14 protein-coding genes and 1 pseudogene are annotated in these 15503 nt (G+C 50.6%); 10 read left to right on the top strand and 5 right to left on the bottom strand.

The genetic code is table 11. The annotated features are described in order from the left end of the window. Nucleotides 1-121: 121 nt before the first annotated feature. Nucleotides 122-892 carry an isocitrate lyase/phosphoenolpyruvate mutase family protein gene (locus MKY59_RS30335; RefSeq protein WP_339275263.1) on the bottom strand — a complete coding sequence of 257 codons (771 nt, stop codon included), beginning with the start codon at nucleotides 890-892 and terminating at the stop codon, nucleotides 122-124. A 56-nt stretch (nucleotides 893-948) separates the two neighbouring features. Next, entirely contained in the window at nucleotides 949-2028 is a 1080-nt protein-coding gene (locus MKY59_RS30330; protein ID WP_236413486.1) for a trifunctional transcriptional activator/DNA repair protein Ada/methylated-DNA--[protein]-cysteine S-methyltransferase, read from the bottom strand. A 249-nt stretch (nucleotides 2029-2277) separates the two neighbouring features. Here MKY59_RS30330 and MKY59_RS30325 point away from each other — a divergent pair, with 249 nt between their 5' ends. Both MKY59_RS30325 and MKY59_RS30320 read left to right on the top strand, forming a co-directional pair. After that, a complete protein-coding gene (locus tag MKY59_RS30325; protein WP_339275261.1) occupies nucleotides 2278-2649 on the top strand; it encodes a LysM peptidoglycan-binding domain-containing protein in 372 nt (123 codons plus the stop codon). Between the two features lie 240 nt (nucleotides 2650-2889). Further along, nucleotides 2890-3468 carry a hypothetical protein gene (locus MKY59_RS30320; RefSeq protein WP_339275260.1) on the top strand — a complete coding sequence of 193 codons (579 nt, stop codon included), beginning with the start codon at nucleotides 2890-2892 and terminating at the stop codon, nucleotides 3466-3468. A gap of 216 nt (nucleotides 3469-3684) precedes the next feature. Here the strand turns inward: MKY59_RS30320 and MKY59_RS30315 are convergent, their stop codons facing one another. Continuing rightward, a complete protein-coding gene (locus MKY59_RS30315) occupies nucleotides 3685-4599 on the bottom strand; it encodes a phosphatidate cytidylyltransferase (protein ID WP_236413480.1) in 915 nt (304 codons plus the stop codon). Nucleotides 4600-4698: 99 nt separating this feature from the next. Here MKY59_RS30315 and MKY59_RS30310 point away from each other — a divergent pair, with 99 nt between their 5' ends. From MKY59_RS30310 to MKY59_RS30300, 3 genes and pseudogenes are all read left to right on the top strand, one after another. Beyond that, nucleotides 4699-5271 (top strand): hypothetical protein, encoded by a 573-nt coding sequence (locus tag MKY59_RS30310; protein ID WP_236413478.1) that lies wholly within the window; start codon nucleotides 4699-4701, stop codon nucleotides 5269-5271. An 88-nt stretch (nucleotides 5272-5359) separates the two neighbouring features. Next, nucleotides 5360-5566 (top strand): annotated as a pseudogene (locus tag MKY59_RS30305) (hypothetical protein); the annotation flags it as partial. A gap of 234 nt (nucleotides 5567-5800) precedes the next feature. Then, the gene (locus MKY59_RS30300) at nucleotides 5801-7258 is read left to right on the top strand and encodes a carboxylesterase/lipase family protein (RefSeq protein ID WP_339275259.1); all 1458 of its coding nucleotides are present in this window, start codon (nucleotides 5801-5803) and stop codon (nucleotides 7256-7258) included. Between the two features lie 179 nt (nucleotides 7259-7437). Here the strand turns inward: MKY59_RS30300 and MKY59_RS30295 are convergent, their stop codons facing one another. Continuing rightward, the gene (locus MKY59_RS30295; protein WP_339275258.1) at nucleotides 7438-8595 is read right to left on the bottom strand and encodes a VanZ family protein; all 1158 of its coding nucleotides are present in this window, start codon (nucleotides 8593-8595) and stop codon (nucleotides 7438-7440) included. 279 nt (nucleotides 8596-8874) lie between these two features. Between MKY59_RS30295 and MKY59_RS30290 the strand changes: the two genes are divergently transcribed. Beyond that, nucleotides 8875-9216, top strand: coding sequence for a zinc ribbon domain-containing protein YjdM (locus MKY59_RS30290; RefSeq protein ID WP_236413473.1), 342 nt, complete (start codon nucleotides 8875-8877; stop codon nucleotides 9214-9216). A 190-nt stretch (nucleotides 9217-9406) separates the two neighbouring features. Beyond that, complete coding sequence (locus tag MKY59_RS30285; RefSeq protein WP_339275255.1) at nucleotides 9407-10465, top strand: LLM class flavin-dependent oxidoreductase; 1059 nt, start codon at nucleotides 9407-9409, stop codon at nucleotides 10463-10465. A gap of 122 nt (nucleotides 10466-10587) precedes the next feature. Here MKY59_RS30285 and MKY59_RS30280 read toward each other — a convergent pair whose 3' ends face one another. After that, nucleotides 10588-11859, bottom strand: coding sequence for a VWA domain-containing protein (locus tag MKY59_RS30280; protein WP_339275254.1), 1272 nt, complete (start codon nucleotides 11857-11859; stop codon nucleotides 10588-10590). Nucleotides 11860-11956: 97 nt separating this feature from the next. Between MKY59_RS30280 and MKY59_RS30275 the strand changes: the two genes are divergently transcribed. The 3 genes from MKY59_RS30275 to MKY59_RS30265 all read left to right on the top strand — a co-directional run bounded on the left by MKY59_RS30275 (nucleotide 11957) and on the right by MKY59_RS30265 (nucleotide 15496). Next, entirely contained in the window at nucleotides 11957-12085 is a 129-nt protein-coding gene (locus MKY59_RS30275; RefSeq protein WP_290371420.1) for a hypothetical protein, read from the top strand. Nucleotides 12086-12111: 26 nt separating this feature from the next. After that, on the top strand, nucleotides 12112-13800 hold the full coding sequence (locus MKY59_RS30270) for a copper amine oxidase N-terminal domain-containing protein (protein ID WP_339275252.1): 1689 nt from the start codon (nucleotides 12112-12114) through the stop codon (nucleotides 13798-13800). 241 nt (nucleotides 13801-14041) lie between these two features. Continuing rightward, the gene (locus tag MKY59_RS30265; protein WP_339275250.1) at nucleotides 14042-15496 is read left to right on the top strand and encodes a GNAT family N-acetyltransferase; all 1455 of its coding nucleotides are present in this window, start codon (nucleotides 14042-14044) and stop codon (nucleotides 15494-15496) included. The last annotated feature ends 7 nt before the right edge of the window (nucleotides 15497-15503 follow it).

Below are 15503 nucleotides of genomic sequence, written 5' to 3'. Positions count from 1 at the left end.
CGTATAAAACGATTGCAGGAAATTGCCGTTAGGTAAACATTGGATTCGTAAAATATAAATGGAAATAAAGCAGTCCATACCGGGCTGCTTTATTTTCGCTTTAATTACGGGATATCCGATTTTAGCGGTGCAATAAAAGTTCTTGGCCCAACCTTGAAAGTTCCTCCATCATGTGTTGGTAAGGATAAGGCCCGTAGCTGACGCGGGCAACGCCTAATTCACCAAGTTGAGCAGGTGTTGGCTTGCGTGAAGTCAACATTATATTGACGGGCAGGGCACACTGCTCGCACAGCTCCCTGATGCAATCCGGATCTTGCAGTCCGGGCACGAACAATCCGTCCGCCCCGGCTTGTTCATAGGCATAAGCCCGCTCTATGGCGTCTGCGACCCATTCACGATGACTAGCCGGGGGAGCTTGGAGAAAGACATCCGTGCGGGCATTGATGAACAGAGGCACACCGGTTTGATCGGCACTGTCCCGGGCTGCCTTTAATCGCAGATGCTGCTCTTGTATTGTATATAGGCCTGCCCCTCCCGGAATTTGATCTTCCAGGTTAATGCCGATGGCACCGGATTCGACCGTATGCTGCACATTTTCGCTAATTTCTGACACAAACCTTCCATACCCTCCCTCAATATCGATCGTAACAGGCAGATCTACGCTTGCCGCGATCCTCTTCAGGTTGGCAATGACCAGTTCGAAAGGCAATGCTTCACCATCCTGCGAGCCATGAGCTGCTGCAACAGACCAACTGCCGGTGGCTATAGCCTTGGCTCCGGCTGACTGAATGGCGACCGCGCTTCCGGCATCCCATACATTGACCAGGATAAGCGGATCTCCTTTGACGTGCATGCTGCGAAATGACAATGCTTGCTCTGCGGCGGAATTCATAAATGTGTTCTCTCCTTTGATGCTGCGTTTTTTGGAGTAGTGCTTTTTACGTTGGATTATGCTTGTCCCCGATCTATTCCTCGGATCGTTTCTTCCATCCGTTTTTCATGTTGGAGCAGCCAGCTTTTACGATTCAGCCCGCCCCCGTATCCACCCAAATCGCCGCTGGCGTTAATCACGCGATGGCATGGAATGACGATGGCCAACTGGTTGGCTCCATTGGCTTGGGCGACGGCTCTGCATGCGGACGGTTTGCCCAACATGACGGCAATATCCTGATAGGAACGTGTTTCTCCTGATGGAATTGCGACCAGCTGCTCCCATACGCTTTTTTGAAATGGTGTTCCTAAACAGGACAACGGGGTGTGGAACTCGGTGCGGGTACCTTCAAAATACTCTTCGAGCTCTTTCTCGATCGACATAATGGGGCCGGTAACGCCGGGAACGATGGCGCGTTTCGTTCGCAGCCGCAATCGCTCCACTTCCCGTTCCAATCCCCGGCGATCCACGAACTCCAGCAGAACTAAGGCATCGTCATCGGCAATCGCCATCATGGGACCAAGCCGGGTATCCAGCCAGGCCGCCTTTAATACATGCTCGTCATCGATTTGTGTGGGTGGTGCGCCCATGATTCGGGAAAAGGCATCCCGAAAGCCGCTGCTCGATTCGTAACCCGTGGACAGCTGCGCATCGATCACGGGTCGCCCTGAACGAATGTTTTTCAGGGCAAGCCCCATACGGCGGGCGCGAGCATACTCCACGAAAGTCATGCCGAACCGCTTCTTGAACTGTCGCCTTGCCGTGGATTCATCTATGGATAGTTGTCTGAAATCCTCGGTTTTCCAACGTTTCTCCGGATTGTTCTCGACCGCTTCCACCAGCAGGCGGACAATGTCCGACACCTGGTTGGGATGGGATAACGGACGACAACGCTGGCATGGGCGATATGAGGCCAACAACGCTTGCTGCGCAGTATCGAAAAATTCGCAGTTCTCGAACTTGGGTTTGCGAGCCGGACAAGTGGGACGGCAGAACACGCCCGTCGTTTTGACGCCAACATAGAACAGTCCTTCGTATTCCGTATCCTTGGCCAGCAGGGCCTGATAATAAATTTTTTTCTTTTCGAAGTCGAGCATCGGGCTTTCACGTCCTTACCGGGAAGTTTGTATCTCGATTATACCCAAATATGATTTTTGCATCGCCGAAATTCAGGCACGGATTTTTTTGTCGAGCGATTTGACGCTTCCTGTCGTTGTTTAGAATTTGTTGAGATGCAGATGGTATTATAGACCTATAAAAAGAAAATGGTTAGGTCCATGTGCCCTTGGGGATTCGATCCACGTTTATTAACGCCATTGTGAAACAAAGGTTTGGAGGTTGGTTGGATGATGAGATATTCCACGTATCAGAGCATTTACGAATCGGTAAACCCGGAAACGGCCCAATCTGGCATAGGCGATTTCAAAAAGAAATGGCCGCGTATGAAAATGCCCACAGTTTTGATAAAAAGCTTGTTCGTTTTTTTGATCATCCTCATCGGATGCAGCACGGTATTGAATGTATTTGCTGGAGGCAAAGAGGACCGTCTGGCACTTGGAGGCAAACTCGTCGTATCTCAGGGCGACACGCTCTGGAATATTGCAGTGAAGTATAAGCCGGATGATATGGATACGCGAGATTACATTGAAGAGATCAAAGCATACAATGAACTGGTTTCCAGCTCCATTCAGGTTGGACAAGTTCTGACGTTACCCTGATCGAAACAGCATGAGCAATAAACTTACATATAGTCCAAATATACTACTGGTTATCCGAAAGATGGAGCATCATCGCCATTTTGCCGGATAGCCGGTTTTTTTTGCGCGGAAAAGCATATGTCTCTTCTGCTTACATATCAAGGAGCTTCATGAGGAATGATATGGGTATTGAATGAATATAGGGAACGTTTGGCTTGTTGCCACGACGAAAGGATTACAGACAGGATGGAGGAGCTTTAGATGAATAAAAGCAGGTTCAACATCAACGCACTTGGCGCGCTGATTCTGGGATCGACGTTGCTGGTCAGCGGATGCGGCGCCATAAACAATAAGGAGTCGGTGCAGGAACACGCGTATCCCCAATCGAAACAGCCCATCGAGCAAGCGGGTCCAAACTCGGTTCCGAATGCGGCTGCCAAAAACAAGAACCCGGAAGCGGTTGAAGAAGGACGGCTGTCTGCCGAGGCCAACGATTCGGAAGGAGTCGGCTCATTGATGTCCATTGAACTTCATCAGACGGACGAACTGGCCAAACACAAGCGTTTCGAATTCACGGTCAGACAGGTGCCTGAAGGGTATACACTATCCGAACTGCGTTGGACATCCAACCAGATTACGGTCATCGATAATTACAGACAAGCGGTTCAGCACGCCAAAAGCGGTAAAGAGGGTTTTTATATTGACGAGAAGCGTCAGATCTCAGGCTTCCGATACACGGGGGAGATGAAAGGGGAGAGCGGAAAAGTGACCCTGGTTTATACGGATGGTCAAGGCAGCGATGAGGTCCGGGTCGAAACCGAAGTGGCATTGCCTCTTTAACGGCGGGAGCCTTATTCAGATGATTGCCAGTGTGTGATGTGCATCGTTCGGTCGTGCCAAAAGACGGTCGCTGTCGGCACATTCAAGGCGGTCAGGGAGGCCGAAAAGCTTCGAGATTGTACCGAAAAGCGCATGCAAAAAGCAGCCTGGCGGGCTGCTTTTGCTTTTATCATCAAGTCCGAACGTTGCTGATAAACGAGATATGATTTCACAACGCTACATAAAGTCAAAGAAATAACGAACGACATGGAACATGACCGGGGACGTATAGGTCAAGCTGTCGACCCGGCTAAGGTAACTCTTTTTCAATGCGTCGAATTTGGTGTCGTCGCCGATCAACAGGTCCCTTTTCAACACGGATACCGTCAAGCTGCCGAAAAATCCTGCGAGCGCGATCAGTATACCGATAAAAATGGAGAACTCCCAATTAAACGGTGTCATATATGGGTGAATAAAGTAAGATGCGGCCGTGGTCACAACGAAGGAGCAGAGGAACCCTTCCCAGGTCAAAAAAGGATTGGCGGTAGGCACCACTTTGCGTTTGCCCAAATAGAGAGAAGCCAAATAATGCACCACATCGTTCAGCTGCGTCAACACAACCAGAAACAATACGAGCTTGGAGCCGTATTCCGGCGTGGCAAAGGGAAAGTACGCAAGATGACTTAACCCGAACACCATCAGCATGAGGCCCCACTGGGTCGAGCTTACGCTGCGAAGGAAACCGACCGTGCCTTTGTTGATCAGCCTCGGCAGCGGCAGCACGAGAAAGACATACAGCGGAATAAATACGATAAACATGCCGTACCATCCGATGTAGATCCAGTAAAATTGCACCGGTATGGCCAGGTATGCCCATAGAAACAATCGGCGGTCCGCTTTGCGCGTGCGAATCATGGAGAAATACTCCTTGAGCGCAAAAAACGCCAGCACCATGAGCGATATTAGGGAGACAATGGGGTTGAACAATGTGGCGAGACAAAAAATAACGAACATGCCCCACCAGGTTTTGATTTTATTGCCGATGCCCGAGTAATCCTTGTCCGGTTGAAGTCGGGACACGGTTTTATAACCGATATGTACGAGTAGTAATGCTGAAAAGATGAGCGTAAGCGTAAAAAGCGTGCTATTCACTTGGCGATATCACCTGCTTGTCGGGATGTGAGATTCCATTATAGGGTTCCTATGTTATTATGAAGGAATACTCGACACTTGATAAGGGGTAATTTTGCGATGACACCGGATCGTTCGGTTTATATTTTGTTGACTAATACAGGTACTTTGTTTACCAAAATGATTCAGACTTACACGCGCGCACCCTATAATCATGCATCCATTTCATTCAATCGGGAACTTTCCGAGTTATACAGCTTTGGGCGCAAACATCCAAACAATCCGCTCAGCGGCGGCTTTGTGAAAGAAGATATCCAGAAGGGCACGTTCAGCAAATTTCCGGACACGACTTGTGTCATTTATGAGCTGAAGGTGACCGAGCGCGAGGTGGAAAAAATGAAACGCGTGCTGCACATCTTCATCCGCAGCCGCCAGAAGTTCATGTACAATCTGCTCGGCGTCATTGGCATCACGCTTAAAGAACCGGTGGAGTTCAGCAACTCGTATTTCTGCTCGCAGTTTGTGGCTGAAATTTTGCAGCGATCGGGGATCAAGCTGTGGAACAAGCTGCCTGCATTGGTGACGCCGGATGATTTTCGTCAAAACGAGCGGCTGGAGTTGATCTATGAGGGGCTGCTGCGGGATTATAGACCGCGTAAAGATCAGGAGCATGCCGATCCCGGCTCAAAATGATGGAGCGCCAAAACTCGGAATAAGCCTTTCGGATCATCGAAGTTATACGTCAGCAAGAAAAACAGGATAAAAAATCTCATTTTATTAAGGCGGCGATCACATGCCAACGATGTTCAACGCCTCCTCTGTCGCCTATTTGTGGACGGACGATGATGAACATTTGGAAGGAAGCCAAGGGCTGCATGTGGAGGTTTATGCGGATCGCGTCGTCGTGAAGGGCAGGGACTTCGTGAAAGGGAGCTGGATTGAGGGCGCTGAGTTGACGGTGAACTATTTGAGGGACAGCAGACTTTGAACTAAAATCGCTCGTGATCATCATTTGGATCACATGGAATCGTGCGCACGAAGGGCCGGTGTCATAAAAAGTTCCACGTGAAACGTTGGATGAAGCGTGAATTGGGGAAAGTTGTAAAAGGGTACATATGCGTTCTATACTCAAAAGGTAGATAAAATTTTCCATGGATTGCTGCAAGTTGATCGTACCGATACATGTCGGAACACTACTCAATAGAGAGGATGTAGACGCGGAATGAGAAAACTTCAAGTGATGACCAGCTACGGGATTGTGGAGGGCGAAAATTCGCATGGAGCGAACGCATGGAAAGGCATTCCTTATGCCAAGCCGCCAGTGGATGAACTGCGTTTCAAAGCCCCGGTTCCTCCGGAATCATGGGAAGGCGTGCGCGAAGCCCGGTTTTACGGGCCGGAAAACATTCAGCCGCGCAGTTCTCACCTGAAAGAAGCTGAGGGAGCGATTCGGGAATCCGAGGATAGCCTGTATCTGAACGTTTGGGCTCCGGAAAAAGAAAGCGATCAACCCCTCCCGGTGATGGTGTGGATTCATGGTGGTGCCTTCGTTACCGGTTCGGGCAGCTTACCCGTATATGACGGCACGTCCTTGGCCGTACGAGGCAATTTGATCGTAGTCACGATCAATTATCGTCTCGGGGCGCTCGGATTTTTGCATATGTCGCCGCTCGGCGAATCGTACGCCACCAATGCGGGATTGCTGGATCAGGTCGCTGCGCTGCAATGGGTGCAGGATAACATTTCCGCTTTCGGAGGGGACCCGGCCAACGTTACCGTATTCGGTGAATCGGCGGGCAGCATGAGCATTGCTGCCCTGATGGCGATGCCTGCGGCCAAGGGCCTGTTCCGGCGCGCTATTATGGAAAGCGGCGCATCGCAGTTCATGCCTGCCGAGCAGGCCAACGCGGTGCGTGAAGGCGTGTTGAAGATGCTTGGCATCGGTTCGGACGAGCTGCACAAGCTGCAGGACATCCCGGCAGAGCGGATCGTCGAAGCTGCCGAGAGGTTCAAAGAGCAAAGCGGTGTAGGAATGGCCTTGCTGTTTCAGCCGGTGCTGGATGGCGATACGCTTCCGCAACCTCCGCTTCAGGCCGTTGCCGCAGGGGCGGCCCGGGATATTTCGGTGCTGATCGGTACGACGCTCGATGAAGGTTCGCTGTTTATCCAGCCCGATACGCCATTTTCCGAGCAGATCGACATGGTGCGCGGAGTCGACTTCATGGCGCCAGACCTTGCCGATCGCAAGGCTATTGCCGACAGCTATCCCAAAACGGCGGACGGACAGGCACAGGCCATGACCGATATGTTCTTCTGGCGTTCATCGCTCCAATATGCTGCTGCCCAGCAGAAGCATGCATCGGTGTGGATGTATCGTTTTGATTGGGTCATGCCGGAGCACCCGCTTCTCAAAAAAGCGATTCACAGCATCGAAATGTTCTTTGTCTTCAATACGCTGCATGCATTGAAATTCATGAAGGCCGAGCCGGACGCGGCTGCCGCCGCGCTCGCGCTTCGGGTGCAGGATGCATGGATTGCTTTTGCCAAAACGGGTCAGCCTCAAGTAGCCGGCATGGAATGGCCGACGTATGAACAGGATCGTGCAACGATGATCTTTAATCACGAGATCAAGCTCGAACACGATCCGGAAGCGGAGAAACGCAAACGGTTGGGTGTGTAGGTGATTTGATCTTTAGAAAACGCTCTAATCAATCACAATAGGTCACTACGTGGTCAGAATCATCTTTCGATCGCTCTTGTCCCCATATAGCCGCAAATCAAATAAAGTATGATTAGCATGGAGTAAATGCGCAAAACGCCTCACGTCTTTACGACGGAGGCGTTTTTTACTCAAGTACACTATTTACGCGAAGGTTTCGTGCCGGACACTTCATCAAAATAGAAGTTGCGTTTACCCCGCGAGAAGAGGACGAGTATGAGATGGAAAGCCAGAACGATGCAGGCAAGCATGTACAGGCCATATATGCCGACCGATATCCACACCTGATAGGTTTCGGGGATATATGCATTTTGGATGACTGCATACTCGTTCATGATTCGGATCGCGCTAAGAATGAGCCAGGGAATATACAGTGCCAGCCATCTTTTGAACAACGTTTTGAAGGAAGGCTGCCCTGTGCTGATATTGACGTAACGGAAGCGCATAAATGCGGATCCTGGCGTTTTGCCACCCCGTGCCATGGGAACGAAAAAGAGCAGGATCATCATGGCTAGCGTTGTGTTGACGGCCCCGGTGACAACATTGCTGCCTGAAGCCAAATTGAATATGGAAAACAGGTTGGATAACAGCGCGATGACTGCCGCATCGATCATTAACGCAAGCAGCTGTGCTACCGGAAATACTTTATTCTGCTCGACAATCTGCTCGGTTTTGGCTTGAAGGCGCGCCCTGGAAGGGAACATGGCCAGCAAAATAGGCGCAATCAGGAAACCAAGCACGGCGCCGGACGAATTTAGCATCAGGTCATCGATATCGAACAGCCGATAAGGGCAGGCAAAGTAGCCATACAGACCCGTAATTTGCGTGAGTTCGAAAAATAGGGAGAGTCCGAATCCGGCGATCAGCGCCTTTTTCCAGTGGGATCGTTGCTGCATGAAATAACGGATATATACTCCGAGCGGCATGAGCAGAAATACGTTGAAAAGGGCCTGCAAAAAAGCTCTGCTGCGGATCATTGCCATATAACTGGACGGCTGCGACCAGTTCATCGGCGTTTCTTTGAACATGTCGCTGATAAAGGTGAACGGGATCAGGTTGTAATAAACGGCGTCCGCCGCCTGCTGTGCGCAATTGTTGCGGGTTTCGGGCATCGGCAGAATAACGAGGCAGTAGGCGGCAAGCATATAGAAAACAAACGAAAAACTGATCGCAAAGCGGGACCAGCTAAAAAAACCGTCCTTGCGATAGCCGTAAATGAGCCAAGGAATCAACAAAAACATGGCAGCGATAAGAAAAATGAAAAAAGCGGTTTTGACGGGAAACACATAGGGTGTCATACAGGGAAGCTCCTTTTTCTGAAAAAATCATATATGTTCTGACTGCATGCTTACAATATTAACATGGAAAGTTGTTCCGGATCTCCATCATAAGCGGTTTACCTTAAATCAAGGAACGTGCCAACCTTAAATTTAGTTTAAACGATGAGCCAGATGGTCTTGTTCCCGGATGGCAAACACTCCTTCTTTCCATTAACCTTCGATCCAGAGGTAGAACAACGGCGCATATTCCCGTATACTTGCGAGGAAGCCATCATAGAAATGGAGAGCTAAATACATATGTCCAATTTGCCAAATTGCCCGCAATGCAAATCCGAGTATACGTACGAGGATGGTTTCATGCTGGTATGTCCCGAATGCGCACATGAATGGAATCCGGAATCCGAACAAACGGCCGGGAAAGAGGAAAAGGTCGTCCGCGACGCGAACGGCAATGTGCTTCAGGACGGGGATACCGTATCCGTCATTAAGGAACTAAAGGTGAAAGGCAGCTCGCTCGTCGTCAAAATGGGGACGAAAGTTAAAAACATCCGCCTGATCGAAGGCGACCATGACATCGACTGCAAGATCGACGGCCTCGGCGCAATGAAGCTGAAGTCGGAGTTTGTGAAAAAAATCTAGGCAGGATCAGCAGCTAAACAATCTGCGTGGTAGATCCTTGCAAAGCCCTCTGCGTACCTGAGCAGAGGGCACTTGTTTTTTTATCTCAAATCGTTTAGAGTAGTTATTAACGAAATGTTATTAGCTTACAATACGTTAGAAATAGATGAGCAGTAAATACGGAACATTAATCATAAGGGAGGAATTAGGCATGGAAATCGGAATCAGTACCTTTGTAGAAACATCGCCGGACGTCAAAACGGGAGAGGTGATCAGCCATGCGCAGCGCATTCGCGAAGTCGTGGAAGAGATCGTTCTTGCGGATGAGGTAGGCTTGGACGTATACGGAGTAGGCGAGCATCATCGCGTGGACTATGCGGCATCTTCTCCAGCCGTTATTTTGGCAGCGGCAGCATCCCAAACGAAACGTATTCGCCTGACAAGTGCAGTGACGGTATTGTCCTCGGATGACCCTGTGCGGGTGTATCAGGATTTTGCCACACTGGACGGCATTTCGAACGGGCGCGCGGAAATTATGGCCGGACGTGGTTCGTTCATCGAATCGTTCCCGCTGTTTGGTTATGACCTGAACGACTATGATGAACTGTTCGACGAGAAGTTGGATTTGCTCCTGAAACTGCGGGACTCCGAAAAAGTAACCTGGGAAGGCAAACATCGTCCTTCCTTCAACAACCTGGGCATCTATCCACGTCCGGTACAAGAAAAACTGCCAGTCTGGATTGGCAGCGGCGGCAACCAGGAGTCGGTCGTGCGCGCAGGTTTGCTCGGATTGCCGCTTGTGCTGGCCATCATCGGCGGTCGCCCAACCCAATTCGCGCCACTGGTGCAGCTGTACAAGAAAGCGGCGGAACATGCCGGACATGACGCATCCAAGCTGACGGTCGCCTCGCACTCGCATGGTTTCATTGCCGATACGACGGAAGAGGCGGTAGAGAAGTTTTTCCCGCCAACGCAAGCCGTCATGAACGTTCTTGGACGCGAGCGCGGTTGGGGACATTACAGTCGGGCGACCTTTGACGCCGCTCGTTCGCTTGAAGGCGCGTTGTATGTCGGAGATGTCGATACCGTAGCCGAAAAAATCATTTATTTGCGCAAACAAGTGGGCATTACCCGTTTCATGCTGCATACCCCGCTCGGCACGATGCCTCATGCCGATGTCATGAGAGCGATCGAACTGCTCGGCAAAGAAGTTGCGCCGAAAGTACGGACCGAAATCGCACGTTGGGAAGCGGAGCAAGCCCAAGCTTAACATAAACGCCAAAAGACGCTAACCGTGGTTACTTCATGGTTAGCGTCTTTTGGCGTTTATTTTTGGTGATATCGAATTTGAAAAGGGCTAAGGGGCAATACCTATGTTGCAAGGCTCCATCTTTAAGCCAGAATGCCTTTGGCACGAGCTTCCTTAATCCAGGCAGGGAATTCGCCCAGCAGGCGGTCATACAATTCTTCATCGCTGATCCGTGAGATATCGTCCAATTCGAAAAAGTTGGCATTATCGATGAATCGGCCGGGCATGTCGTCCAGCTTCTGAAGAATGCCGTAATTGGCTCGCCCCAAGCCAACGAATTGCCAGAACAGATTTTTGGTAGAGCTTTCGGTGATCAACCGTGTGATTTTTCCTTTGCTACCCACGCCCCCATCGCTGAAAAAGATAATATATGTTGGGATCTGCACATTGGGTTCCTCCACCGTATATTTGCGGATGACGTCTTCCATTACAGGAGGCTCATTGTTGGTTCCGCCCTTGCTTCCCAAAGTATATGCGCGATTGATGTAGTTTTCATAATCCTGCGCGGTTACGCTCGGTGCACGCAAGAAGTCTTTGGCAAAAAACCAAACATCCAGTTCGCCGTTATCGTCAAAGGCTGCAGCAATGGCCAGAATGCGTTCGAACGCTTCTTGCACGGTTCCGTTGCGATACAGGTGGTACATGGAGCCGGAGGCGTCAAATACAACCGCTACGCGTGCCCGGATCGGTTCGGCCTGCTTCTTCTGCAGGGACAAATTCACTTTTCGTTTAAGCAGATCGATCTTGGTCAGGTTTAACGGGGCTGGCTCAGGCTCGGCAGCAGGCGGTACAGGAGTTTCTGTAGCAGCAGCCACCTCTGGTCCGGGGTTGCCCTCAACTTCCACGCCGAACGATTCGGCCAGTGGTTTAAGTCCCCCGAAGAAGCCGCGTCCAATGGCGCGTACCTTGAATTCGCCGTTATGTTTGTAAACTTCGATGAAAATCAATGCCGTTTCGGCGGTTGCCTGGGTAATCTCATATGTAATTTGCTGTTGCCCTGCTTGTACAATGGCCCGGCAGTTGCGGACCTGAGCGAAAGTGCCGCCTTCATCCAGGGTAGCGGTGAAAACGCACTTTTCGACGGGGGCCTGGCGAAGTCTGTCAGTGTCGATTGCAAAAGTAGTTTTGCGCGCCTCCATCTGTTGCAGCTCTACGCTGCGATGAGGGTCCGAGGTCTGGTTGTAAAATACAAAGTAGTCGTCGGAAGGAACATGGCCCCGCTCGTTGACCATGAAACAACTGACATCGAGCGTTGATGGCCCCGAATCGCATTGGATCGTTACTTGCAGTTGGGCGGCTGACGGAATGGCTGTGTTCTGCCCGGTGCTTAATGGAATGTTGGGGGATGACATCATATGCATTCTCCTTTTATAGGCTAGGTTGAAAAGGTTGGACTATTTAGATTCTCATACAGATGTTTCCATAAGTCAATGCGCCTTTATGAGGGGCGGAATGAACGAAGCGGGACTTGTGGTCGAACAAACCACATTGTGGTCCACCCTCTATCCCGAGGCGGATGAACGTCCTGCCGTCAATGAGCTGCAATGGATGCGGTATCTTCCGACACATGCAGTACTTTGACGTCTGTGTTAAATGGGAGATCCCTGATGAATGGATCTGATCCATTGCGTATTATCCCGATTCGTTCACATGATCGCCGGATGTTTAACTTTTTTTGGAATTTTTGCATCAATATCATTTACAACAATTACCTCTGCCTCCATAATAGAAATGAACGACATTTCGCCCATGAAAAAGGAGGAGATCGTATTATTAACCGCAAATTTGCGCAATGGATCGCCATACCGCTCATTTTGATTATGGTTACGCTTACGGGGTGCCAAGCCGTAGGTGGGGTTGACGTTGGTAAAGCCATTGAGAACAATGCAACAGTGAAATCCGCTGAATCCAATCAAACGCTGAACATAAAGCTCGAACCGGCATCCGAATGGATCGATTCGGACGATGACCTTGAGATGATAGAACTGATTAATTCGTTATCCCTGAATATTACGGATGCCAAATTGAAAGATTCCAAGACGGCCTCCATTGAGGGCGCGCTGAGCATTCAGGACAAAAAGCTGCCTTTCCATCTGTCGATGGACGAGTCGGCCATCGTGTTTGATGTAGATGGCGCGAAAAAGCCGCTCTACATATCGCTTGCAGGCAATGATGCCCTGCTCGGTTTGGATACGGCCGCGTTCGAGAAGCAAATCGAGGAGCTCTCTCCGAAATTGCTGGCATTTATGCTGAAACATCTGTCCAATCCAACAAACATTTCCGTGAATTCTGTACAGGAAACGGTTCACGGGGAATCGCTCAGCCTTTCCAAACTGCACGTGGAGATTAACGGTGAAGAACTGCTGGCGCTGGTTAAGCCGTTCCTCACCAGTGTGGCGAAGGATGAAGAAGGACTCAAAAGTCTGATTGGAGACCTGTATGACGTATTCTATCCGTTGGTTAAAGCCGTGAATACGGTGGAGGGCGCCGGAGATGACGCTTTTGCTGCGATCGTGCCCGAATCCCGCGATGCGGCAGTAACGGCAATGTACGGCATGGTAAAAGCAGGCTTGGATGAATTGCTCGCAAGTTACGATGAGGGGCTGAAGCAGCTTCTCGCGGACACGCCTGAACTGAAGACGGTGCTTGGCAAAGACACCGTACTGAAGCTGGACCTCTATCTGGACAGTGCGCAGAACATCCGCAAGCAAAGCCTTGACTTGAAAGTGGCGCTGCCGGCTTCCGAGTTCCTGCCGATTAAATCCGCGACATTGTCGAGCGTGAGCGAGATGTGGAACATTGGCGGCACGGTTGCGGTCAATGCGGTCGATACAACGAACGGCGTAATCGATGTGGAAGATTCGGGTATTACGCCAGGTCAATTCCTGCGCAACTTCGAATCGGATTCCGTCATCTATGACTTGCTCAAAAACGAAGCAGGCATTACAAGCAAAACGGTTATGCTCCAAACGGATGACGAATATTCGGGTGCAGTCGACGTTGACGGAGTCACGTTTGTTCCCGTTCGTTACCTGTCCGAGCAGTTGGATGCCGAAGTGAAGTGGACCAAAGGATCGGATCGAATCGTCGTCATCGACGACATTACCGGGAATGAGGTTGTCTTGACTCTGAATTCGGATCAGGCAACCGTAGCGGGGAAAGAAGTGAGAATGACGGGATCTGCCTTTGTAGGCAGAGATGGTAAAACCTATGTGCCGCTCCAGTTTGCAGCCGAATCGCTTGGTGCAACAGTGACGGAGGACGATGCAGGTTGGCTTTGGATCGAACGCAAGTAAAATTTGATTTCATTTGAAATGATGTTCATGAAAGGGGATTTCGGAATATGCCGGATTTCTTGTAATGGCGATGAAGTGCACATTTAAAAAATTCCGTGGATTGGTCTACGGGATACGTGTGTCCTTTTTTACCCGTTACGAGGAACCTCGGCGTTTCTGAAACGATGAAACGAAGGGGGCACCTCGATTGGAGGTGCCTTTTTTGCGTCATCACCAAAATAATCCCCAGAGGTGTTTGTATATGAACCATCATTTGTTTATCCAGAGCAACCATATTTCGCTTCGCCCTTTTACCATGGAAGATCAAGCCGAGCTGTTGTGCCTGATTGCCCAACCGGAGATTACGAATGTTTTGCCCGAGTGGAAGATGACTGTCGAGCAACTGAAAGGCTTCCTGCAGTTTGTGATTGGGAGTTACGAGCAATTCGATCCGGGAGATGTGCGTGTAATGCTGGCAGTGATTCACAATGTGGATCAACGCGTGATCGGCTGGTGCGGCGTATTTCCCAACGACATGCTGGACGCTTCCGACCGTGAAGTCGCGTATGCGATTTCCCGTGATCATCGGAGCAAGGGATACATGACCGAGGCGGTTCGGGCCATCAGCCGACATCTGTTCGAGCATACGAGTTTGGAACGAATCGTAGGCATCGTCAAACCATTTAACATGGCCTCCCGCAAGGTGCTGGAGCACGCGGGCTTTCGATTGGTTTCACGCCGAAGGCTGGCCGATGGAGCGGATTATGATTATTTTGAACTGATCGGCAAGGAATCAGGCCAGACAGGCAATGATCAACCGCCAGCACGGGTACGTCTGCGCCGAGCCCAGATGGAAGACGCCGCCATGCTGACGGAGACTTGTACCCGTGCATTTGACCAAGCAATGAAAGAATGGTCCAAAGGGCCGGATGATCTGGACCCCAACCTGTGTCCGCCCGGCTATTCGTCGGTACACATGCATCGTTACGTCATTCGCGAGTGGGATTACTTTACGGTCGAACTGGGCGATTGCCTGATCGGGGGAGTGAGCGTACAGGTGTTGGGGCGTGCTTATGCGCGGCTCGACAAAATCTTTATCGATCCCGCGTGGCAGGGCCGGGGAGTCGGGGCTCAGGTCGTGAGACTTATTGAGGCCGCATATCCCGAGGTTGCGGTATGGAGGTTGGAGACGTCCGGGCGGCAACCGAACAATCACCACTTTTACGAGAAGATGGGGTATGAGCGGTTATATAGCTCCAAGGATGAGTATGGGTATGAGAAACGTTTGCATCGGTCTGTTCCGAAACCCATGTTGGATGAAGGCTCCGTCGAATGGATACAGGCTCATTTGGAAGAGGGAAGAATCAGCAGCAGCAATCTGTCCCGCCTGCGCGTCACGGATTGCAATTTGAGCGGCAGCCGGTTTACGAATTTGAACATGACCGACATGCTGCTAGCAGATTTGCGTTTAAGCGGAAGCGTGGTGGAATGGGGTGCGCTGGATGGCATCCATTTTCGCGATACGCATCTTGGCGCAGAGAGAAGGCCCATGCAGTGGGAGCGCTGCGACCTTGCCGGTACTGTATTTCGGGATTGCGATCTGTCCGGCGTGCAGCTGGACGGATGCAGCGTGAAAGGCATGAAGATCGACGGGGTAGCTGTGGAGGATTTGCTGGCGGCTTATGAAAGATGCAAATTGGGTGAAAAAAACGATTAAAAAAAGA

The organism is Paenibacillus sp. FSL W8-0426 (genome assembly GCF_037969725.1).
GTDB lineage: Bacteria > Bacillota > Bacilli > Paenibacillales > Paenibacillaceae > Paenibacillus > Paenibacillus hubeiensis.
The sequence above is the reverse complement of the archived record's forward strand: the minus strand, read 5'-3'. Positions and strand labels throughout refer to the sequence as shown.